Source organism: Rhizobium sp. A37_96, from assembly GCF_053521765.1.
Genome location: NZ_JBNWDS010000009.1, coordinates 39,704 through 60,879 on the forward strand (window position 1 = coordinate 39,704; position 21,176 = coordinate 60,879).

Sequence of the window (21,176 nt, forward strand, 5' to 3'; positions counted from 1 at the left end):
TCTCGCTTGCGATTTTTGCCATGATGATCGTTGCCTAGCCGAGCCCGCCGATTGCCCGTGACCGATGCCTTCCGGGCATCGAAGCCCCCGCCATCGACAGAGACGTTCGCCAAAGACGAGCCATGCTTCCGAAACGGTGCTGGGCAGGGCAAGCGGAAGGCCATTTGGGTTCAGATGGCAAAACCGGAAAGAGAGGTGACAAGCACGGGGGGTGGATCGGGTTGCGCGCCGCCGCAAGTTCATTTTCGAACCGAGGCGAAATTCACTGGCCGCTTTACCAGCGCCTGCCAGTCGGCGGTCGTCAGCGCGGAAGTAACGACACACAGGAAAGGAGGTTTTCACTGGAGAAACTCGAAGGAAAATAGGTCCAAATATGGGACGAGAGGGGTATTCAGAAGAGGTCGACTTTCCGCTAAACGATGAAACGGGGCTCCACATAGTATTCATCAAAGGGTAGGGAAATGAAAAAGTTAAACTTTGCTGTCGCAGCGTCTGTAATGACGCTGTGCGCGATCACTCCTGCAAAGGCCGATGATCTCATATTTACGCTCAAGAACGGTACGAATTCGGTACTGACACGCTTCTACACGTCACCGGTTGGAGTGAACGACTGGGAGGATGACGTATTCGGGCGTGACGTACTCAATCCCGGTGAAAGCATGAAGATCACCATTGCCGATGGAAGACGCGTCTGCAAATACGATATGAAGTTTGAATTTGAAGAGAGCTCGGATCTCGACACGACCACAGATACGCAAAATCTCTGCGAAATGGACTCCTATACCATACATGAGTGAAATAGAGGTCGGGAAGTAAATCACTTCCCGACACGCTTCGCCACCTCGGTTTCAGCCATAGGCGCAGCCTGCCTCCCCGCAGGCCGTGTCAAATGCCTGTGAAACCGAGGCAAGTTTAATTGCTTGCCAGAAACGATAAGCGAATACCAATCGAGGAGATATCCAGCATAGGCCACGATTGCTTTTCTTCGCCCAGCCGATCAGACCTGCTTCGCGTGCCGAACACAAAAGCCTGGCGGCGTGGGTTTTGGAGATATGGTAGTGTTGCGCAAAGACATTCGGCGATACGTCTCCTATCCAGATTGGTGAATCCGCATCCAGTACGACGGAAGGAGCGCCTTTCGCCAGGTCATGGAGTATGCTGATTCCAGAATCAGAATGGACGAACCTAGCAATGGTATCCGGAGGATGATACCAATCTTCCCGCGTCAGCAGAAGACGAGCAAAGAGCGGCTGTGCCCTTACGAGCAACAGCGGATTGTCTTGAGACAAGGCATGTCGTTGACATCCATCGATAAGGTCCAGAGCCTTCAAGTGGATATCAAAGTAGCGACGGATAAGTTGCTCGCTCATTTCAGTCGCCCGAAACATATGGCGTCCTCCATCCGTGCTGGCGAGTGGAGTGATAAACCGATAACGCTCCATCTCCGAAAGAAAAGAGTACATGGTATTTCGGCTGGCGATACCTGTATCGGCTATTGCTTTCATCAGAGAACTTGCAGATATCGTCTCGGATTGCGATGGATCGTATCGATGCTCGAAATGCAAGGCTATCGCCGTTTGACTGAGCATCCATCGCTGCAGATCACCGACATACCGCACCTCTTTCGGCAGTGCGCGATGGGTTTCCAGAAGCAAGCTCGCTGCCAGAACCAGACCATCAGGAAAAGCGCTCATGCGGATGAGAGTTTCAGCCGAATACGCTCCTCTGGAAAGCGGTAGCGCATGTGTCGACGCGGTCATGATTACAGGCCTCAAAGCAGCAGAAAGCCGCTTCTATTGTTGAAAGATGAAGATCAACCTATTGATCCGCGTGGATTGCCAGCGAACGCCCAAGGCTCATTCGGAAATCAGTAGATGCATTCACACAGGCTCAGCCGGTAGCATTGGTCGCACACAAGCTCCCCCTGCCGCTCGGACACCGAAACGATGTGGATCACCTCCGATAGTGAAACCCGGCTGTATGATCGAATGTCCGGCCGGAAATAGCGGAGCCATGCGTACGAAGCGACAAGGCAATGGCCTCTCCAATTGCATATGAAGAGGCCCTGAACGCCAGGCAATCACAGTCGCCAGGTAATGGACTGGATCCTCAAAGGCTTCGGCGGACCGCAGAGCACTTTTGCAACGATCTCGCCCGCAGCGCAGGGCAGATGAAGATCGAAGCGCCCGAAACCATTGTCGGCGCCGCCCGGGTCGGCAGCAAGGATCTTCAGCTTGTCGAGAGCCAGCACGCCAGCCCTTTCGCGCAATGCCGCCATTTCGGTTGCGCGTTCGCGATAGGGCCGGTCCATGGCGACGTTCTCCAGGAAGATCGCGTCCGCCACCATGTCGTCCCAGCCTTCCGTCAGCAGGCGTAACAGGCCCTTCGACAAGTCGCGGACGACCGAGGGCGGTGTGTCGTCCGGCCTGCCGATTTCGGACGCGCGGTCGAGCAGCAGGTCGAGCGCCGCCGTCGTCGGTGTCCAGGCTCCCGAATAGGTCGCGTTCTCGAAAGCGACCACGCCAAGGCCGGTCTGCGGATTCCAGCGCATGTGCGAGCTGAAGCCGGGATAGCCGCCCGAGTGACTGACGATCGGACCGAAGCGGATGTGGTGTTCGACAAGGAGACCGAATCCATATCCCTTGAGGCGGATGTCGTCCGCCGGTTCCGGAGCGATCGGGCACTGGATGCGTTGCATTTCCCGTCGGCTCGCGGCCGAGAGCGGTCCTTCTTCGCCGCCGCTCGCGTGATCGAACGCGGCACCAAGCCAGCCTGCCCAGCGGGCGAGGTCATGGGTCGTGGTAACCGCGCCGCCGATGGCGGAAAAGGCACCGGGCCCGGTGAAGGGCAGCGGCAACCAGTTGCCGTCGACATCGCGGAAGCCCGTGGCCATCCGTTCCGGTGCGATCGACAGGGGATCGAAGCCCGTCTCATGCAGGCCGAGCGGCGAAAGCAGGTGATTTGCGACGAAGTCGACATAGCGCTCGCCGCTGACTGTCTCGATCACCTGCCCGAGGAGGGCGTAGCCCAGATTGGAATATTCGTACCGCGTTCCAGGCGCCGTGGCAAAGCGAACGCCGCTCTCGAGTACCGCCATGAAGGCGGCATTGGACAGCGATTCCTGCCTGTCCGCCCAAGGGTCGTCCGTCGGCAGCCCGCCCGCCATCGACAGGAGCATCCGCACCGTCGGCGCTTCCGGCCGCCCTTCCGGCAGCGTTGGCTTCAGCACCGGCACGTAATGGGTGACAGGGGTATCGAGCGACAGCAGCCCGCGATCGCGCAACACCAGAATGGCGGCCGCCGTGAAACTCTTGGTGCAGGAGGCAATGCGGAACCGAGTATGGGATGCAGGCGGACGGCCCGCCGTATCTGCATGCCCATGTCCGCCTTCGAAGGTGATGCCCGTTCGGTCGAATACGGCGAAGCGGATGCCGGGCGTCGCTCTCTGCTCGACCCGTTCGTGAAAGAGCGCATCGATCTTTTCGGCAAGCGCGTCACGCTGCGGAAGGTTTTCGAATACGGGCATGATAGTTCCTTTCGGCTCAGGGCAGGTCGGGTGCGGCGGCAAGCAAGTGACGGGTATAGTCATGCTGCGGCGCATCGAAAATAGCCTCGGTCGATGCCATTTCGACGATCTCGCCACGATAGATCACAGCCACCCTGTCGCAGAGCGACCGGACGACGGCAAGATTGTGCGAGATGAATAGTTGCGACAGCCCCATCATCGCGCGCAGATCGGCAAAGAGATTGATGATCCCCGCCTGCACCGACACATCGAGCGCGGCCGTTGCTTCGTCGGCAACGAGAAACTGCGGATCGATGGCGAGCGCGCGGGCGATGGCGACGCGCTGTCGCTGGCCGCCGGACATGGTCGCCGGGCGGTTGTCGAGCATCGTCAGAGGCAGGTGCACGCGGCGCAGCAGGTCTTCGCATCGCTGGCGGCGATCCTCCCGCCCGCTGCCGATGCCGTGCACGCTCATCAGTTCGTGCAGGAGCTGCCAGACCGTCATGCGCGGATCGAGCGAGGCGTAAGGGTCCTGAAACACCATCTGGATGGCACAGCGCTGTTGCCGCGTGCGGCGCGGATGAATGGTTTCTCCGCCGAACTGCAGCAGGCCGGAATAGCTCTGCTGGAGCCCGACGACCACCCGGCCGAGCGTGGATTTTCCCGATCCGGATTCGCCGACAAGGCCAACGATTTCGCCTGCGCCGACGCGAAGATCGACATTGCGCAGCGCCTGCATCCCGCCAGGAAAGGTGACCGAGACGCCTTCCACCACAAGTTCGTTGCGGGTCATACTTCCTCATCCCTTGCAAAAAAGCGTTCGTCTTCGGCGGTGAAGGGGGCAACCTGGCGCCCCGGCCCGCAGGGTATCAAGGCCTGTGCGGGCGTCTGGTCGCGTTCCGTCAGGGACGGTGCGGAGCTGGCAAGTCCGCGCAGGCGCCTGATCGGCCCCTTGATGCGTGGCACCGCCGCCAGCAGCGCCCGCGTGTAAGGGTGCGCGGGTGCGGCGATCAGCGCGGCCAGGTCGTCGGACTGCTCGACCGTGCGTCCGGCATACATGACGGTCAGCGAATCGCAGAATTCCGCGACCACGCCGAGATCGTGCGTGACATAGAGAAGGCCGGCGCCGAGGTCGGTCTTGAGTGCCTTGAACAGATTGAGGATCTGGGCCTGGATCGTCACGTCGAGCGCGGTGGTCGGCTCGTCGCACAGGATCACCTCCGGCTTGCTGGCAATCGCCGAGGCGATCATGACGCGCTGGCGCATCCCGCCGGAGAGCTGGTGCGGATAGGCATCGACCCAGCGGGCAGGATCCTGGATTCCGACCTGCGCCAGGAGTTCAACGGCCAGTTCGCGGGCCTGGCGGGCGCCGAAGCCCCGCCGCTCTGCGACGCCGTCGACGATCTGCCGCCCGACCTTCATCACCGGATTGAGCGCGATGGCCGGCTCCTGAAACACCATGGCAATGCCGGTTCCGCGGATCGCATGCAGATGCTTGCCGCCATCGGCCAGGAGGTCGCGGCCGTTGAACCGGATCGCACCTGCGGTTACTCGCAGATTTGCAGGCAGAAGGCCCATGACCGCGCGCAGGGTCAGGCTCTTGCCGGAGCCGGATTCGCCCACCAGCCCGCGCGCTTCGCCACGCGCCACGGACAAGGCCACATTGTCGAGCGCCCTGTAGCTTCGATCGCCGATCCAGGCTGCGACGCTCAAGCCTTCGATGTCGAGGGCTGCGTTTGTCTTTGCCGTCCGATGCATCATCGTTTCACCCTCAGCGCAGTTGCAAGCCCGTCGCCGACCAGCGACAGCCCGTAGCTTGTGACGACCACGGCCACGGCGGGGATCAGCATCAGGCTATAGGTGCCGCCGGCGAAGAAGGGTTGTCCTTCCGACATCATGTTGCCCCAGTCCGGGGTCGGCGGCACGACGCCGAGGCCGAAATAGCTCAAGGTGACGATGACGCCGATATTGGCCACGATGTCGCTCATCGCGTAGACGATGGCCTGGCTCAGCACGTTCGGCATCAGATGGCGAAAGACGATACGCGGAACGCCGAGGCCGCCCACATGCAGCGCGTCCATGAAATTGGTCGCGCTCAGCACCATCGCCTCGGCGCGGATGATGCGGGCATAGGCGATCCAGCTGACGATGGAGATCGCAACGATGATGCTCGAGACGCCGTTGCCGAGAATGAAGACCAGGCTGATGACGAGAACGTAGAACGGGAAAGCAACGACGGTATCGGCGATGCGCATGACGATCGTGTCGAACCACCCGCCGAAATAGCCGCAGAGCGCGCCGACGGTTGAGCCGATGACGAAGGGCAGCAGGACCGCGACCGACGCGAGCGCCAGATCGGTGCGCGCGCCATAGAGCAGCCGCGCCCAGATATCGCGCCCGAGATTGTCCGTGCCGAGCAGATGATCCGCACTCGGCCCCTGCAGCGTGGACAGGAAATCCTGCGCGGTGGGGTCGTAGCGGGTGAGCAGCGGTGCGGCGAGCGCCATGAGGACGATTACGCCGACGATCAGCGTGCCGAACAGAAGCTGCGGATTGTCGCGAACAAGCCGCCGGAACGGGCCGGCTGCGGCGGCGCGAGCCGTAGCGGGGGTGGATGCGGTCATCGGAGTCTGGCTCATTTCAGTCTCACCCTCGGATCAAGCAGCGTGTAGGCGATGTCGGTGAGCAGGTAGACGAGCAGCACCAGAAGCGCGAAGACCAGAGCGCTTGCCTGCACCACGGGAAAATCGCGGTTCAAAATGCCCTTCATCAGGAAGGTGCCCATGCCCGGAATGGCGAAGACGTTCTCGACCACCAGCGAACCGCCGGCGAGAAAGCCGATCTGGATGCTGAGAATGCTGAGACCGGAAATGCTGGCGTTCCGCAGCGCGTAATGCAGCCAGATCGTGCTGCTGCGCAGGCCCTTGGCGCGGGCGAAATTGACGTATTCGCTGTTCAGCGCATCGATCAGCGCCGTGCGCAGGCTGCGCATCAGCACGGGCACGATGCCGAGCGCCAGGGACAGCGCGGGCAGAAACAGCGACACGACATGCGTCCACATCGTCTTGCCATATCCGGCCACGGGAAAGATCTTCAGCCGGATGGCGAACATCACGATGAAGACCGTGGCAATGAAGAAGATCGGCGTGCCCTGGAAGATGGCAGTCAGGATTCGCACCACCACGTCGGAGAGGCCGTTGGGTTTCACGGCATTCCAGGCGGCGAGCGGGACGGCGATGACGAGGCTCAAGAGCGCGCTCATCAGCATCAAAAGCAGGGTGGGGGGCAGGCGGGTGGCCAGTAGATCGACGATCGGCTCGCGAAAGAACATCGACTGACCGAGTTCGCCCGTCACCAGATCGCGCAGGAAACGCAGATACTGGATCGCCAGGGGCTGATCGAGGCCCCATTGCTGCTTCAGCGCCGCAATCGCCTCCGGTGTTGCATGTTCGCCCAGATAGGTCCGGGCGGGATCGCCGGGGGTGAGATGCATCAGGAGGAAGGTCAGCGTCGCCGCCCCGAGCACAACGGGTATCAGCAGCATAAGCCGTCGGAATAAAAATCTCAGCATGGAAAACCGATCTCAAAAGGGACGGAGACGGACTGCGCGCTCGCGGGAGGGCGCGCAGTCCGTCGCGTGCCGCCGGATCGAGGCTGGCCTCCGTCCGCCCGGCAAAGGGAAACGGAAGCCTGGCCCCGGCGCGGCGGTTATTCCGACAGCCAGACGTTGGCGAGGTTGTAGTTGCCGGTCACATAGGGATGAAAGCCGTGAACCTTCGTCGAATAGGAGTAGAGTTCGGGCGAGTAGTACAGCGGCACCATCGGCTGATCCTTGTCCCACAGGACCTGGATCTCGTCATAGAGCTTCTTGCGCGCCGCCTGGTCGCTGATGGTTGCGGCCTGCTCGGCCTTCGCGGCGATTTCCTTGTTGTCGTAGAAGGAATACTGCACCTGCGAGCCGCCATCGTAGACCCCGGCAAAACGGATGATCTCGTCCGGATCGACGATGTCAGTGGTGTTGTAGGTAAAGCCCATGTCGTAGTTCTTGGCTTGGCGAGCGTCGCTCAAGGCTGAGGGGTCGAGCACCTGGATGGCCAGCTTGATGCCGATTTTCGCTGCCTGCGCCTGAATGATCTGCGCCATCGTGGCTTCATCTGAATTGCCGCTGCTGACCGTGATCGTGGCGCTGAAGCCATCGGGCACCTTCGATTGCGCAAGTTCCTTTTTCGCGGTTTCGAGATCGAATGGCACGCCCTTGACGTCGGCATTGTGCGACCACGAGCTCGGCGACATGTAGGCGCCTGCCGGATCGCCGTTGCCGAACAGGATGACCTTGATCAGCGCCTGCTTGTCGATCAAAGCGGCGATGGCGCGGCGCACATGCGCATCGTCGAACGGTGCCTTCGTGGTGTTGATCACGACGAAGTCCACGCGGCTCGACGGAAAGACGCCGAGCGCCACGTCGCCGCCGCCGGCCCTTAGCGCCTGCGTGCTGGAATAGGCCGGGAATTCGTTGATTTGTGCCTGGGCGCCCAGCAGCTGATTGGCGCGGGTGTTGCCGTCGGCCACCTCGTTGATGCTGATCGAGTCGAGATAGGGCTTGCCCTTCTGCCAGTATTCCGTATTGCGCAGGAAATGCGCACCGACGCCGACCGTGCGCTCCTCAAGCTTGAAAGGGCCGGTGCCGATCGGTGCCTTGGCGAATTCCTCCGCGGTCTTGCCGCCATAATTGTACGGCACGATGGAATTGGAAAAGATCGCCATGACCGAAGGCAGCGGTGCATAGGGAGCCTTTGTGCGCACGATGACGGTCTGCGCATCGGGCGTTTTCACCTCCGCGATGGACGCGTTGATGAAGCCGAACGGATTGGCCTGGTTCGATGCCTGATCGAGCGAAAACTTTACGTCCTTCGAGGTCATCGGCGTGCCGTCGGAAAACTTCACGTCCGGACGCAATTTGAAGGTCCATTCGAGGCCGTCGGCCGACTGGCTCCATTCGCTGGCGAGCCCCGGCTGCACCCCCTTGCCGTCCTCGGTGGGCAGCAACAGCGTATCGAACATCTCTTCGATAGCCCAGATCGAGCCGTTTTCCGCCGCCAGCGTCGGCATCAGCGTCTGGATGGGATCGGCGCGTACCATCACGAGGTCGCCGCCTTTTTGCGGGGCTTCCTCCGCGAATGCGCTGGTTAAGCTTGTGCCGATCAGCAGGGCCGACACCACGCCCATGCAGGTTCTGGTCCGAAACGAATTGCTCATGGTTCGAAACTCCGTAATGATTTCAACGATATGGATGTGAAGGCGCACGACAGCGGTCGGCCGAACGCTGCCGCTTCAGCGACGCCGCTTGCGGGTGTGCACAACCGCGCAGACAAGAGGTCTGATACGGGCAAGCATGTCCGCAGCCGGTGACTGATCCGGAAATGGAAGATGGAAATTATGCCGACGAGACAGGTCGGGGAGGACGCCGTTTATGCAGCATCACACCGGCGACCGGCGGTTTGCTGTCACTGCGTTCTGGCAACTATAGTTGCCTTGCGTATCGAATTTAGATTGTCAGTCTTTCGATACTATCCAATTATACGGATTTAATACTTGTTCTTTTCTAGCAATGGTCAAGATGACCTCCCCTCTGCTTGCTATTGTTGGCGGCAGCCTAATCTCAGTATGCGGCAGCCGTCAATCGGGTATTTCGGAACGTGCGCGATTTTCTCTGAAACGAAAAAGATCGCGCCAAATACGAAGATGTTCGAAGAAAAATCGCGTGAAATCCGGCTGTTAGGCCCATCCGCGGTCTGAAACCGCTATAGGAAGATCGCGTTCGGCCAGTGTCAATTCAAAAATTCTATTCAGCGGCAAACATCATAACTCATTGTTTTATAATTGTTATGCAATTTTTGCATACTTTGCTGCGCAAAGCGAATTGGTCAAACCTCATCCGCATCAGCAAAGTCTGTTCGTCATCGAAATGGCGAAGAACCGGAAATGCGGATGAGTGGGATTGTCTATTGTGAAGGCCGGTTCGTGTCCGAGGGCGAGGCCCGTATCGGCTTGCTCGATTGCGGCCTCACGCCAGCCAGCCAGCTCCTTCCACATCAAGGCAGCCCGATTGCCCTCGAAGCAGCATAGCTGCCCGAGGATCCCACCCAACTGACCATCAACAACCAAAACCAACAGAGGCGAACGAAATGAAAAACAAGGCGAAAATGCTTGGCACTGTTCTTGGCTCCCTATTGGCGCTCAGCGCGCCGGCCATGGCAAGCGAGGGCTACGGCAACTGCAAGCTTTTCGGAAAGGCCGGCACCGAACATGCGCAGACCGCCGTTCCCGGGCAGTTCACGGTGATCATCAACCTGCCTGCCGTCGGCGAGTTCAACGGCGATACGCCTGAGACCATCACCGGCGGACGCGAGTTCTGCATGGCCGTCAACATCGCCTCACGCCTCGGCATCGACAAGGTCGTCCTGAAGAACGCCTCGTTCGATTCCATCGTCGCCGGGCAGAACAAGGATTTCGATATCGCGCTCGCGCTCATCTCGGTCACCGAAAAGCGCAAGAAGGTGGTGGATTTCTCGACGCCCTACGATCACGGAGCCTTCGGCCTTGCCGCCCGCGCGAAATCCACCGTCGACGAGAAAAGCGTGAAGACCGCGAAGCTCGGCACCCAGGCAGGAACGACCATGGTGCAATGGGCACAGGATACACTGCCCGATACGAAACTTTCCGTCTTCGACGACACGGGTGCCATGTTCACGGCTCTCGCATCGGGCAATGTCGACGTGGTGATGACCGACCTTTCGGTCGTTCTGGGGCAGGTCTCCAACTCCGGCGGCAAGCTGAAGGTCGTCGGACAATATCCGAGCGGCAACGACACGGCCGGCATCTACCCGAAGGGCTCGGCGGAAAAGCCGGTGATCGACAAGATCATCGCGGACATGGCCGCCGACGGCACGCTGAAGGCGCTGGAGGCCGAATATCTGTCGGAGGCTCGCGGCGGCCTGAAGCCCGAGGACGTTCCGGTCTGGAAATATTGATCTGATGACTGATTCTCTCGCTTCGGAATCGCAGAACGAAACTGGGCGCGCCGCCGTATGGCGCGCCCAGGGCGTCACGCGAACCTATCGCGGCCGGACGAGTTTTACGCTCGTCCTTGCCGCCCTGACATTCTGCCTCGTTGCCATTTCCGCGCAGCACATTGGAAGCCAGGCGGCGTCCCAGGGGATCTCCCGGATCGCCGCGACCGTGCCCGGCCTCGTCGCGGCGATCGCGGCGGGCCTGGTGCTGCTGATGGCAATCCGGGCCTTTGCAAAGTCTCTTGCCGCAGGGCGCAGCTCCGACCTGCATGCCGCGCGCGCGCTCGGGGCGGACGCTTCTCTCGGTGCATGGAAGGCGTTGTCCTGGTCAGGCGCTCTGCTGATCGTGACGGGCGCAGCCTGGTTTATGGCGCTCAACGATGCCGCCGTCAGCCGAACCTTCTTCGATCTCGCCCTGATCCGCAGTTCAGCGGGCAAGGTGTTGTGGGCCTTCGGCACCAACGTCGCCATCTTCGCCGTCTCGGCGGTGCTGATCCTCATCTGGTCGCTTCTGGTGGCGATCGCACGGACCATACCGGGCGAGGCGGGGCGACCGCTTCGGTTTCTCGCCATCGCCTATGGCGATCTCTTACGTGGCCTGCCGGCGATCATCACGATCTATCTCATCGGTTTCGGCCTGCCATTGACCGACTTGCCCATCCTGTCGGATTTGAGCTCGACCTCCTATGCGATCATCGCCCTGACGCTGACCTACGGAGCCTATACGTCCGAGGTCTATCGCGCCGGCATCGAAGGCGTGCATCACAGCCAGGTTGCGGCGGCCCGTTCGCTGGGGCTTAGCCATGCGAAAACCATGCGCTACGTCGTGGTGCCGCTTGCGGTGCGCAACATCATTCCGCCGCTGATGAACAACTGCATCAGCCTTCAGAAGGATACCGCCCTGGTCGCGATCATCGGCACCATCGATGCCTTCAACCAGTCGAAAATTATCGCGGCCAACAACTTCAACCTATCGGCGGTGACCACGGTGGCCATCCTGTTCATCGTCATCACCATTCCGCAGGCGCGGCTCGTCGACAGGCTGATCGAGCGCGATCGCCGACGGATACGGGCGGGAGGCTGAGCATCCATGACACTTTTGGAAATAGACCATGTCACCAAGCGCTACGGCGCATTGGAGGTCATCTCGGATCTCTCGTTGGGCGTTGCCGAACATGAGGTCGTCTGCCTGATCGGACCGTCCGGCTGCGGTAAGTCCACCCTTCTGCGCTGCGTGAACCGGCTCGAGGAAATATCGTCCGGCCAGATCCGCATCCATGGCGATCAGATCACCGGACCGGGCGTGGACCTGGACCGGGTGCGCCGCGATATCGGCATCGTGTTTCAGGGATACAACCTGTTTCCCCATATGACCGTTCTGGAAAATACCGTCCTGGCTCCCACCAAGGTCCTCGGCATGAGCCGACGCGAGGCGGAAGAGAAGGCGATGGTCTTCCTGAACCGCATCGGGCTGGCGCACAAGGCCAAGGATTACCCGGATCGCCTCTCCGGAGGCCAGCAGCAGCGCGTCGCCATTGTGCGGGCGCTGATGATGGATCCGATGCTGCTGCTCCTCGACGAGATCACGTCGGCGCTCGATCCGGAGCTGGTCTCCGAGGTGTTGGATATCGTTCGCGACCTTGCGGCACGCGGCATGACCATGATCCTTGCGACCCACGAAATGGGTTTCGCACGGGAGGTTGCCAACCGCATCTGTTTCCTTCAGGCCGGAAAAGTCTATGAACAGGGCCCGCCCGCCGATATTTTCGGCAATCCGCAAGGGGAGCGCACGCAGGCGTTCCTGAAAAGCCTGAAGAAGGCCGGACGTTTGTAGACCAGAGGACATTCAGATGACGACTGCACGCCAATTGGGCCTGTGGGCCGATGGGGAAAACAGCCTGCTTCCCGGGCCGCTGAACGCCATCACCGATGTTGCCGGGATAGCGGTCGGGCACCGCACCCTGTCCGGTGCGGGCCTTGCAACCGGCGTGACGGCAATCGTCCCGCACCAGGGCGATCTCTTTCGCCAGAAGGTGCGGGCCGCCGTCGAGGTGATCAACGGCTTCGGCAAATCCACGGGCCTTGTCCAGATCGCGGAACTCGGGACGATCGAAACGCCGATCCTGCTCACCAATACCTTTGGTGTCGCCGCCTGCACAGAGGCCTTGATCCAGCGCGCCATCGCGGCCAACCCCGACATCGGGCGGAAAACCTCGACCGTCAACGCAGTGGTCTGCGAATGCAATGACGGCTCCATAAACGACATTCAGGCGCTCGCCGTCACGCGCCAGGATGCCTTTGCGGCCCTGGACGCGGCGGCATCCGGCCCTGTCGAGCAGGGGGCTGTCGGTGCGGGCACCGGCATGACCGCCTTCGGCTTCAAGGCGGGGATCGGCACGGCTTCCCGCCGGATGCGCATCGCAGGGCAGGATTTCACGCTTGGCGCACTGGTTCTCGCGAACTTCGGCCGCGCCGGCGACCTGGTTCTGCCTGATGGCCGCAGGCCGCAGCCGCATGGGCTGAGCGCTCCGGAAAAAGGCTCGGTCATCGTCATCCTTGCCACCGACCTGCCGCTTGGCGATCGGCAATTGCAGCGGGTGACGCGACGGGCCGGCGCGGGCCTCGCGCGGCTCGGGGCATTCTGGGGACATGGCTCGGGCGATATTGTCGTGGGCTTCACCACGGCGGATCCGGTGGCGCACGAGGCGCCGCCCTTCCAGGCCGTCCGCTGCCTCGACAACAACCTCATCGACCTGCCGTTTCGCGCTGCTGCGGAAGCTACTCAGGAAGCCGTTCTGAACGCGCTTTGCGCCGCGCCCGCCACATCGGGCAGAACGGGACGGCACTATCCCTCACTGGCCGACTGGGCAAAGGAGATCCAAGAATGAAAGTCTTTCTATCCGCCGATATAGAGGGAACCGCCGGCATCGCTCATTGGGACGAAGCCGAGCGCACGCATGCCGACTATGCGGAGTTTCGCAATCTGATGACTGCGGAAGTCGTCGCGGCGTGCGAGGGTGCGCGCGCGGCAGGCGCGAGCGAAGTCCTGATCAAGGATGCCCATGACAGCGGACGCAACCTTATTCTGGATCGGCTTCCGCCCTATGCGCGGATCATGCGCGGATGGTCCGGTCATCCGGACGGCATGATGTTCGGGTTGAGCTCCGACTTCGCGGCTGCGATCTACACCGGCTATCACTCCAAGGCGGGTTCCGAGGCCAATCCTCTTGCCCATACGACGACGCTTCGCATATCGCGCCTTCTTCTCAACGGAGAGGTGGCCTCGGAATTCACGATCAATGCGCTTTGCGCGGCACGCCATGGCGTTCGCTCGGCTTTTCTCGCTGGAGACGCCGAGATCTGTGCGGATGCCGGAGTGCTCGTTCCCGGCATCCGCACGGTGCCGACCATGGAAGGGTTTGGCCGCGCCGCCCTGTCGATCACGCCGGCGCGCGCGCGCGACGAGATCAGGGAGGGCGTAGAGGCTGCGATCTCCGCCCTTGCCGCCGGACCGACTGCACAATTGCCTTCTCTGGAAGGCCCCTTCGAGGTGGTGATCGAATTCGTCAATGCCACGGACGCCTGGCGAGTTCGCTGGTATCCCGGGGCCTACGCCTCCGGCCCGAGGGCGGTCGGCTTCAAGGCGAAAGATTTCTTCGAGATCCAGCGCGCATTGCGCTTTCTGACGTCGTGACCAGCTTCGCTCTCCGAAGCACGGCCGCGGCGCCTATCTCAGAAATTGCCTGAAGCGCCGCAAAGCAAAGAAAAACAGGACCATGCCGATCGCGAGCAATGACAAAAGCTGCGGCCAGACGACGTCGATGCCGGCGCCTCGGAAGAGAACGGATTGCGCCAGGATCACGAAATGCGTGTTCGGTGCCAGTAGCATGATGTATTGAATGATATCGGGCATGCTCTCGCGCGGCGTCATGGCACCGGACAGGACCTGAAGCGGCAAGAGGACGAGAATGAGGAGCAGGCCGAATTGCGGCATGGAGCCCGCGACGGTCGCCAGGAAGATCCCCATGGCCGTCGTCGCAAAAAGCTGCAGCGCCGTTCCAAGCAGAAAAAGCGTCATCGCCCCTTCGATGGGAACGGCAAGCAGGCCTTTGACAACGACGAAGATCGAGAACGCCGTTGCGACCAGAACCACGAGGCCCATCGACCAGATCTTGCTGACCATGATCTCCAGCGGGGTCACGGGCATGACGAGCAGATGCTCGATCGTCCCGTGTTCCTTTTCCCGGATGAGGGCAGCGCCCGTCAGGACGATCGAAAGCATCGTGATCGAGGTGATGATGTTGTTGATCGATCCGAACCAGGATTTGTTGAGTTGCGGATTGAATCTCGCCCGCAATGTCAGGTCCACCGGCACATTGCTGGCGGCACGATAGCGGTTCATGAACTCGTCGACTTCGCTTGTCACGATCGTCTGGATATAGCCGCTGCCAGTGAACGCCTGGCTCATGCGGGTCGCATCGACATTGAGCTGAAGTGCCGGCTGCTGCCCCGCCATGACCTTTCGCTGAAAATCCGGCGGGATGTTCAGCGCGAACGTGTCCAGGCCCGCATCCATCCGCTGATCCATCTCGGCGATCGAAATCTGCTTGGGCGGCACGAAATACGGAGGGTAGAACGCGGTGCTGATGCGCCCCGACAGAGGCGATTGATCCTCGTCGACGATGGCGACCGCCGCATTGTTCAGCGTTTCGGGCAGGGCGCTGGAGCCGGTATAGATTTGCAGCGAGAACGCATAGACGACGAGCAGAACGAGCATCGGATCGCGCGCCAGTCCGCGCAGTTCCTTGATCCCCAGTTGCAGGATATTGGATAGTGACACTGTCATCCCTCCTGCTTTTTGATGAGAAGCGTACCCAGGACCGAGAGGACGGGGATCGCTATCAGTAGTGGAATGAAAGAGCCATAAAGGCCGGTGAAATCGAGCGCCTTGGAGAACGTGCCGCGCGAAATCGTCATGAAATAGGTGGCCGGATAAATCTTGCCGATCAGGGCGCCGGCCCCCTGCAATGACGAAACCGGGTCAATCATGCCCGAATATTGTGTCGCCGGTATCAGGGTCAGCAGCGCGGTTCCGAAAATCGCTGCAATCTGGCTCTTCATGAAGGCCGAGATGACGATGCCGATCGAGGTCGCGATGACGACATACAAGAGCGCCGCCGTCAGATAGGTCAGATAGCTGCCTGTAAACGGAACCCGGAAGACCAGGGTGGCAAAAGCCGTCAACAACAGGAAATTCAATATCCCCAGCGCGACGTAAGGCAGTTGCTTGCCGAGCAGGAATTCCAGCTTGCTGACCGGCGTGACATAGAGGTTGATGATCGATCCGAGTTCCTTTTCGCGCACGACGCTCAAGGCTGCGAGCATGGCGGGGATCAGCATCAGCAGCAACGGGATAACGGCGGGAACCATCGCCACGAGGCTTTTGACGTCGGGATTATATCGGAAGCGCGTTTCTATGGTGAATGCGCCTTGCGTGGCCGCCGCGCCATAGAGCTCCTTTGCCTTGCGAGCGAGCCATTCGGCATGCATACCCTGAACGTAACCTCTCACCGTTTCGGCCCGTTGCGGCATGGCGCCATCGATCCATGCGCCGATTTCGACATTGTCGCCGCGCAGCACGTTCCTTCCGAAGCTCGGTGGAATCTCGATGGCGAGACTGAGCTCGCCGTCCCGCATGCGCCGATCCATGTCGGCATAGTCCCTGATCGGCGCTTTTTCGATGAAGTAGCGGGAACCGGCGATGTCGAGCACGTAGTCGCGGCTGATGGTCGAATCGTCACGGTCGAGCACGGCAAAGGTCAGATCCTCGACGTCGAGGTTGATGCCATAGCCGATCACGAGCATCAGGATAACGCTTCCAAGAACGGCAAGCGTGCCGCGTATGGGATCCCGCTGCAGCTCCAGCGCTTCCCGGCGCGTATAGCTGAACATGCGCCGAAAATCGAAGAGACGACGGCGCGTGGGCGGTGGAGCGGCCGTATGGGCACCCGCCACGACGACGGGCTTGGCTTCTTCGCCGCGAACGATACCCGCCGCCTCCTCGAGATAGGCGATGAACGCATCTTCGAGCGTTGCTGCGTTGCGGCTCTTGGCAATGGCTGCCGGCGTGTCACTGATCAGCACCTTGCCCGCATGCATCAGCGAGATGCGATCGCAGCGTTCGGCTTCGTTCATGAAGTGGGTCGAGATGAAGATCGTCACATCATCCTTGCGCGACAGGTCGACAAGGATCTGCCAGAAGGCATCGCGGGCGACCGGATCGACGCCGGACGTTGGCTCGTCCAGAATGAGAATATCCGGCGCGTGGATCATCGCGACGGCCAGCGATAGCCGCTGGCGGATGCCGAGCGGCAAGGCGTCCGGCAGGGCTTCCATCACGGTGCCCAATCCAAACCGATCCGTCATCTCGGCGATGCGCCCCGGAATCCGTTCTTCCGGCAACCGGAAAAGACGGGCATGCAGATCGAGGTTCTGGCGAACGGTCAGCTCGCTATAGAGCGAAAAGGCCTGGCTCATATAGCCGACGCGACGCCTGACCGCCATGTCGCTGGCATCGACCTTGCGGCCAAAAAGCTTGGCCTCGCCCTCGCTGGCGGCGAGCAGGCCCGTCAGCATCTTCATCGTCGTGGTCTTGCCGCAGCCATTCGAACCCAGGAAGCCGAATATCTCGCCCTTCGGGATCTGGAAGCTGACATTGTCGACGGCGGTGAAATCACCGAAGCGCATGCTGAGATGGCTTGCCTCGATGGCATAAACACCGTCCGTCGCTTGCGGACGCGGCGGAATGACAATCTCGTGGTAGTCGCGGCGATCCGCCTCCGGCAGCATGGCGATGAAGGCGGCGTCGAGATCCTTGGTCTGGGTCCGCTCAAGAAGCTGTTTCGGGGTGCCGGTATCAAGCACCTTGCCGGCATTCATTGCAATCAGCCAGTCGAAATCGGCGGCTTCCTCCATATAGGCGGTCGCGACGATGACGCTCATTCCGGGCCTGCTTGCCCGAATGCTGCCGATCAGCTCCCAGAACTGCCTGCGGGACAGAGGATCGACGCCAGTCGTCGGCTCGTCGAGAATAAGAAGATCCGGATCATGAATGAGCGCGCAGCACAGCCCGAGCTTCTGCTTCATGCCGCCGGACAATTTTGCCGCGGGGCGCTCTGCAAACGGCCCGAGACCGGTGCTGTCAAGCAACTCGCCGATCCTGGTCTCTCGTTCCTTCTTGTCCTGGCCAAAAAGGCGCCCGAAGAAATCGACATTCTCGAAAACGGACAGCGTCGGGTAGAGATTCTTGCCAAGTCCCTGCGGCATGTAGGCAATTCGCGGGCAGCTCCGGTCGCGATGCCGGGCATCGCTCATGTCGCCGCCGAATACCTCCACGCGTCCCTTCTGAACTGCACGAGCCCCCGAGATCAGCGACAGGAGACTCGATTTGCCGACGCCGTCAGGGCCGATCAGGCCGGTCATCTTGCCCGATGGTATCGCAAGCGTGACCTGATCCAGGCCGATGGCACTCTTATAGACGAGGCTGACATCGGTCAGCCTGGCGACAACGCCGCCATCCTCGTCGTTACTCGTGGTGCGTTCGACGGTTTCGACCATGTCGTCAACCGCTACTTGACGAGGTTGCGTTCGAGATTGTCAGGCCATTGCGCCTGCGGGTCGAGGCGCACATAGGCCATGCCGGGCAGCCCTGTTTTGACGTACTGGATATATTTCTTCAGCAGCTCTTGAGGGATTTGAGCGCGAACGCGGAAGGTGAGCTTCTGCCGCTCTTCTTCCGTCTCGACGGTTTTCGGCGTGAACTGCGCAACGTCGGCGACGAAGGAGACCTTGGCGGGGATCGTATACTGGGGTGCGGCGTCGAGCACGAGGTGGACGTCCGACCCGATCGAGGTGCGGCCGGCTTGCTCCGTCGGAAGGAAGAATGTCATGTAGACATCGCCAAGGTCGACGAGGTTCAGCACGCGGCCGCCGGCTGCCAGCACTTCGCCGGGTTGGGCGATCCGATACTGGATGCGGCCATCCCGTGGCGCCTTGAGCGTGCTGTCCGAAATATCCGTCTCGATGCTTTCGATTTCGGCCTTTGCGGCATCCACGGCGGCTTCCGCGTCGACGACCTGTGCCTTTGCGGCATTGATGGCTGCATCCGACGCCGCCAGTGCGGCGTCTGCGGACGCGAGCGTTGCCCGCGCTGCCTGCTCGTTGGCTTCGCTGTCGTCGACGATTTGCTGCGAGACGGTGTTGCTGCTCAGCAGCTGCCTGTTGCGCGCATTGGTCTTGCTTGCCGAATCCAGCTGGGCTTTCCGCTGCTCTATGACCGCGAGCGCGGACGTCTTTTCCGCCTGGCGCTGGGCAACCACGCTGTGAGCGGTGTCGATCGCGATTTCGGCGCGGCGCAGCTGTGCCTCGGCCTGGCGCTTGCGTGCTTCGAGCTGCGCCGTATCCATCTGTGCGAGCGTCTGGCCGGCGGTGACGAAATCACCTTCGCGGACCATCAGATCCTGCAATCGCCCGGCAGTCTTGGTCGCGATGTCGATCTCGACCGCTTCGATACGACCGTTGCTGGCAGCAAAGCCGCTGGGAAGCCCGCGGTCATTGATGAGCGTCCAGGCATAATAGCCGCCCACCGCAACGATGAGAATGATCGCACCCGCAAGCCAAGTCTTTCGTGAAACAGCCATCGCCTTCTCCATAAGCCACCGACCCGCACGGTATCGGGCCGCATACGCAAACTACTTAAAGCTCTTGATCGCCCGGCGGGCGATCGGCGATCTTGTCGTTATTTCGGCAAGCGTTCCATCACAAGCCACTCCATCAGCGGGGTTGTCTTGAATACGAAGATGCCGGCGAGAAGCGCGGCGGTACTGGCTATAAGGAAGCGACCGCTATAGGCGCGGCCGCCGAGGGCGAAGGCATATGCCATTTTGGCGACCGTATTGGCGATGACGGCTGCTCCAAGAGCCATCGCCGCGAACTCGGCGCTGATAGTATCGAGGATGCCAGCAATCGTAACGGTGATGGCATCAATATCCGCAAGTCCGGAAAGTGTCGAGACGACGAGTAGACCAGACTCCCCAAACCAGGTCGCAGCCGCCCGTGCCAGGAAACCCACGGTAACAAGGAGAAGTGCGGTTTTCAATACGGCAAACAATTCAAACGGGTTTCGTGCAGGGCTTTCGGTATGTTCGGTTGTGCCGTTCCGCGCAAACAGCAGCGAAAAGGCGGCCATCGCAAGAGCGGCGGCAATCAGCGAAGGCCCGAGGCGTCCCGCGATCGACGGTGCAAGGATGGCGATATAGAGAAGGACCTTGAGATACGAGACGGCGTTTGCCGCAGTCGCTCCGGCGACCAGCAGTGCCGCGGATCCTCCGCCAATGCTGAGCCGAGCATTCGTGACGGCCATCGCAGTTGACGATATCAAGCCGTTTACCGCCCCCGCTACGAGTTCGCCGCGTACCTGTCCCAATGCCTTGACGGCGACATATCCAAGAAAGGAGATGCCGGCCAGAAGGACGACCAGTAGCCAGGTGCCGGAGGGGGAAATACCGCCGAACGGGCCGATCGGCGCCGTCGGCAATATCGGCAGGACAATGACGGCCATCGCAAGGAAGACGATGGCCGATCGCAACTCGTTCCAGCTCAGCGTTCGAACGAACCGATGCAATATCTCACGGCTGGCCAGGATGGCCACGAGCGCCACCCCGCCGGCTGCGGCCAACGGCGCGTTGCCGAGCACGGCCAAGGCTCCGAGCGCAAAGGTCGCCATGGCGGTGACGACCGAGGTGGCGCTGTAATTGCCCTCGGCGTTCGATTCCCGGTACTGATAGAGGGCGAAGATCGAACTGAAGATCGCAAACATGGCGATGACGACAAGGCCGTGTCGTGCGGGCGGAGCGGAGAGCGTCTGCTCGATCAGGCCCGAAAGCCCGCCCAGCATGCTGGCGATCATGAAGGTGCGTATTCCCGCGGTCCGCATTCCGGCGCTTTCATCGCGTTCCCGCCAATGGCGTTCGATGCCGATGACCGCTCCGATAGCCAGCGCCAAACCAAGGCGCTCGAAAGGTTCAATGCTCTCCATCCCGATCCCTTGTTCGAAGCGGTTGCGCCCTGGGAGCTGCAAATCACCTCTTCCCGAATTGCCCGACGAAGGTGCATTGTATGTTTCACGGGCAAGATACGGAAGGGGTAAAGGCAATTGCAGGTAGCGTCGTGATTCGCCCCGGTGCGGTGTTTCACATGCCGGCAGGCGCCGAAAACCGGCCGGCAGCCGATTTTTGTGGACGAACGCCCCGGCCGGCAATCACCGAAACAGGCATGATCTCTCACAGGCCTTAAGTTCGGCTCCAAGAATATCCACCGGATCGACCAAGGAACGTCGATTGGCTTTTCGATTGGCCTGGCGTTTTTTTGAATACTGTTTTCCAGGGCGCTTGTTCGGATTTCGCCGGGATGTGTAATCGTCACGAGGCGACTTTGGTTTGTTCGTCTTGAGTTACCAAACCGTGAAGTATTCCGGAAAACCCGCCTCTTCCCCCGGAGCATTTCTTGGCAACGACTACTGAATAATTCATACGAATTTCCCG

17 protein-coding genes are annotated in these 21,176 nt (G+C 60.8%); 6 read left to right on the forward strand and 11 right to left on the reverse strand.

Features of this window, described 5'->3' with window-relative positions; translation table 11 throughout:
- Positions 1 to 497 precede the first annotated feature (497 nt).
- On the forward strand, positions 498 to 797 hold the full coding sequence (locus ACQZ6J_RS21375; RefSeq protein ID WP_432444428.1) for a hypothetical protein: 300 nt from the start codon (positions 498 to 500) through the stop codon (positions 795 to 797).
- Between the two features lie 51 nt (positions 798 to 848).
- Here the strand turns inward: ACQZ6J_RS21375 and ACQZ6J_RS21380 are convergent, their stop codons facing one another.
- The 7 genes from ACQZ6J_RS21380 to ACQZ6J_RS21410 form a co-directional block, all read right to left on the reverse strand.
- The gene (locus tag ACQZ6J_RS21380) at positions 849 to 1,760 is read right to left on the reverse strand and encodes a hypothetical protein (protein ID WP_449085522.1); all 912 of its coding nucleotides are present in this window, start codon (positions 1,758 to 1,760) and stop codon (positions 849 to 851) included.
- A 320-nt stretch (positions 1,761 to 2,080) separates the two neighbouring features.
- Positions 2,081 to 3,526, reverse strand: a complete 1,446-nt coding sequence (locus tag ACQZ6J_RS21385; protein ID WP_449085523.1) for a serine hydrolase domain-containing protein — start codon at positions 3,524 to 3,526, stop codon at positions 2,081 to 2,083.
- A 16-nt stretch (positions 3,527 to 3,542) separates the two neighbouring features.
- The gene (locus ACQZ6J_RS21390) at positions 3,543 to 4,298 is read right to left on the reverse strand and encodes an ABC transporter ATP-binding protein (protein ID WP_449085524.1); all 756 of its coding nucleotides are present in this window, start codon (positions 4,296 to 4,298) and stop codon (positions 3,543 to 3,545) included.
- A complete protein-coding gene (locus ACQZ6J_RS21395) occupies positions 4,295 to 5,266 on the reverse strand; it encodes an ABC transporter ATP-binding protein (protein WP_449085525.1) in 972 nt (323 codons plus the stop codon). Before ACQZ6J_RS21395 ends, ACQZ6J_RS21390 begins: the two co-directional genes overlap by 4 nt.
- Complete coding sequence (locus tag ACQZ6J_RS21400) at positions 5,263 to 6,144, reverse strand: ABC transporter permease (RefSeq protein ID WP_449085526.1); 882 nt, start codon at positions 6,142 to 6,144, stop codon at positions 5,263 to 5,265. The genes ACQZ6J_RS21395 and ACQZ6J_RS21400 overlap by 4 nt, the downstream gene beginning before the upstream one ends.
- Positions 6,141 to 7,076, reverse strand: a complete 936-nt coding sequence (locus ACQZ6J_RS21405; RefSeq protein ID WP_449085527.1) for an ABC transporter permease — start codon at positions 7,074 to 7,076, stop codon at positions 6,141 to 6,143. Before ACQZ6J_RS21405 ends, ACQZ6J_RS21400 begins: the two co-directional genes overlap by 4 nt.
- Positions 7,077 to 7,213: 137 nt before the next feature.
- Positions 7,214 to 8,761, reverse strand: a complete 1,548-nt coding sequence (locus ACQZ6J_RS21410) for an ABC transporter substrate-binding protein (RefSeq protein WP_449085528.1) — start codon at positions 8,759 to 8,761, stop codon at positions 7,214 to 7,216.
- Positions 8,762 to 9,690: 929 nt separating this feature from the next.
- Here ACQZ6J_RS21410 and ACQZ6J_RS21415 point away from each other — a divergent pair.
- From ACQZ6J_RS21415 to ACQZ6J_RS21435, 5 genes are read left to right on the forward strand one after another with little or no spacing between them, the layout of a single operon-like run.
- Positions 9,691 to 10,536, forward strand: a complete 846-nt coding sequence (locus ACQZ6J_RS21415) for a transporter substrate-binding domain-containing protein (protein ID WP_163993699.1) — start codon at positions 9,691 to 9,693, stop codon at positions 10,534 to 10,536.
- Between the two features lie 4 nt (positions 10,537 to 10,540).
- On the forward strand, positions 10,541 to 11,659 hold the full coding sequence (locus ACQZ6J_RS21420; RefSeq protein ID WP_449085529.1) for an amino acid ABC transporter permease: 1,119 nt from the start codon (positions 10,541 to 10,543) through the stop codon (positions 11,657 to 11,659).
- Between the two features lie 6 nt (positions 11,660 to 11,665).
- The gene (locus tag ACQZ6J_RS21425) at positions 11,666 to 12,409 is read left to right on the forward strand and encodes an amino acid ABC transporter ATP-binding protein (protein WP_163993702.1); all 744 of its coding nucleotides are present in this window, start codon (positions 11,666 to 11,668) and stop codon (positions 12,407 to 12,409) included.
- 16 nt (positions 12,410 to 12,425) lie between these two features.
- Positions 12,426 to 13,463, forward strand: coding sequence for a DmpA family aminopeptidase (locus ACQZ6J_RS21430; RefSeq protein WP_449085530.1), 1,038 nt, complete (start codon positions 12,426 to 12,428; stop codon positions 13,461 to 13,463).
- Positions 13,460 to 14,269: a M55 family metallopeptidase gene (locus tag ACQZ6J_RS21435; protein ID WP_449085531.1), complete on the forward strand. Its 810-nt coding sequence runs from the start codon at positions 13,460 to 13,462 to the stop codon at positions 14,267 to 14,269. Before ACQZ6J_RS21430 ends, ACQZ6J_RS21435 begins: the two co-directional genes overlap by 4 nt.
- Positions 14,270 to 14,302: 33 nt before the next feature.
- Here ACQZ6J_RS21435 and ACQZ6J_RS21440 read toward each other — a convergent pair whose 3' ends face one another.
- The 4 genes from ACQZ6J_RS21440 to ACQZ6J_RS21455 all read right to left on the reverse strand — a co-directional run bounded on the left by ACQZ6J_RS21440 (position 14,303) and on the right by ACQZ6J_RS21455 (position 20,671).
- Positions 14,303 to 15,421, reverse strand: a complete 1,119-nt coding sequence (locus tag ACQZ6J_RS21440; RefSeq protein WP_449085532.1) for an ABC transporter permease — start codon at positions 15,419 to 15,421, stop codon at positions 14,303 to 14,305.
- Complete coding sequence (rbbA, locus tag ACQZ6J_RS21445; RefSeq protein ID WP_449085533.1) at positions 15,418 to 18,192, reverse strand: ribosome-associated ATPase/putative transporter RbbA; 2,775 nt, start codon at positions 18,190 to 18,192, stop codon at positions 15,418 to 15,420. Before rbbA ends, ACQZ6J_RS21440 begins: the two co-directional genes overlap by 4 nt.
- Positions 18,193 to 18,203: 11 nt before the next feature.
- Positions 18,204 to 19,274, reverse strand: coding sequence for an HlyD family secretion protein (locus tag ACQZ6J_RS21450; protein WP_449085534.1), 1,071 nt, complete (start codon positions 19,272 to 19,274; stop codon positions 18,204 to 18,206).
- A gap of 98 nt (positions 19,275 to 19,372) precedes the next feature.
- Positions 19,373 to 20,671, reverse strand: a complete 1,299-nt coding sequence (locus ACQZ6J_RS21455) for an MgtC/SapB family protein (RefSeq protein WP_449085535.1) — start codon at positions 20,669 to 20,671, stop codon at positions 19,373 to 19,375.
- Positions 20,672 to 21,176 lie beyond the last annotated feature (505 nt).

Bases quoted from the DNA above. Each gene is read 5' to 3' on its own strand.
- ACQZ6J_RS21375 (WP_432444428.1), top strand. From the start codon at position 498: ATGACGCTGTGCGCGATCACTCCTGCAAAGGCCGATGATCTCATATTT.
- ACQZ6J_RS21380 (WP_449085522.1), bottom strand. From the start codon at position 1,760: ATGACCGCGTCGACACATGCGCTACCGCTTTCCAGAGGAGCGTATTCG.
- ACQZ6J_RS21385 (WP_449085523.1), bottom strand. From the start codon at position 3,526: ATGCCCGTATTCGAAAACCTTCCGCAGCGTGACGCGCTTGCCGAAAAG.
- ACQZ6J_RS21390 (WP_449085524.1), bottom strand. From the start codon at position 4,298: ATGACCCGCAACGAACTTGTGGTGGAAGGCGTCTCGGTCACCTTTCCT.
- ACQZ6J_RS21395 (WP_449085525.1), bottom strand. From the start codon at position 5,266: ATGATGCATCGGACGGCAAAGACAAACGCAGCCCTCGACATCGAAGGC.
- ACQZ6J_RS21400 (WP_449085526.1), bottom strand. From the start codon at position 6,144: ATGAGCCAGACTCCGATGACCGCATCCACCCCCGCTACGGCTCGCGCC.
- ACQZ6J_RS21405 (WP_449085527.1), bottom strand. From the start codon at position 7,076: ATGCTGAGATTTTTATTCCGACGGCTTATGCTGCTGATACCCGTTGTG.
- ACQZ6J_RS21410 (WP_449085528.1), bottom strand. From the start codon at position 8,761: ATGAGCAATTCGTTTCGGACCAGAACCTGCATGGGCGTGGTGTCGGCC.
- ACQZ6J_RS21415 (WP_163993699.1), top strand. From the start codon at position 9,691: ATGAAAAACAAGGCGAAAATGCTTGGCACTGTTCTTGGCTCCCTATTG.
- ACQZ6J_RS21420 (WP_449085529.1), top strand. From the start codon at position 10,541: ATGACTGATTCTCTCGCTTCGGAATCGCAGAACGAAACTGGGCGCGCC.
- ACQZ6J_RS21425 (WP_163993702.1), top strand. From the start codon at position 11,666: ATGACACTTTTGGAAATAGACCATGTCACCAAGCGCTACGGCGCATTG.
- ACQZ6J_RS21430 (WP_449085530.1), top strand. From the start codon at position 12,426: ATGACGACTGCACGCCAATTGGGCCTGTGGGCCGATGGGGAAAACAGC.
- ACQZ6J_RS21435 (WP_449085531.1), top strand. From the start codon at position 13,460: ATGAAAGTCTTTCTATCCGCCGATATAGAGGGAACCGCCGGCATCGCT.
- ACQZ6J_RS21440 (WP_449085532.1), bottom strand. From the start codon at position 15,421: ATGACAGTGTCACTATCCAATATCCTGCAACTGGGGATCAAGGAACTG.
- rbbA (WP_449085533.1), bottom strand. From the start codon at position 18,192: ATGGTCGAAACCGTCGAACGCACCACGAGTAACGACGAGGATGGCGGC.
- ACQZ6J_RS21450 (WP_449085534.1), bottom strand. From the start codon at position 19,274: ATGGCTGTTTCACGAAAGACTTGGCTTGCGGGTGCGATCATTCTCATC.
- ACQZ6J_RS21455 (WP_449085535.1), bottom strand. From the start codon at position 20,671: ATGGAGAGCATTGAACCTTTCGAGCGCCTTGGTTTGGCGCTGGCTATC.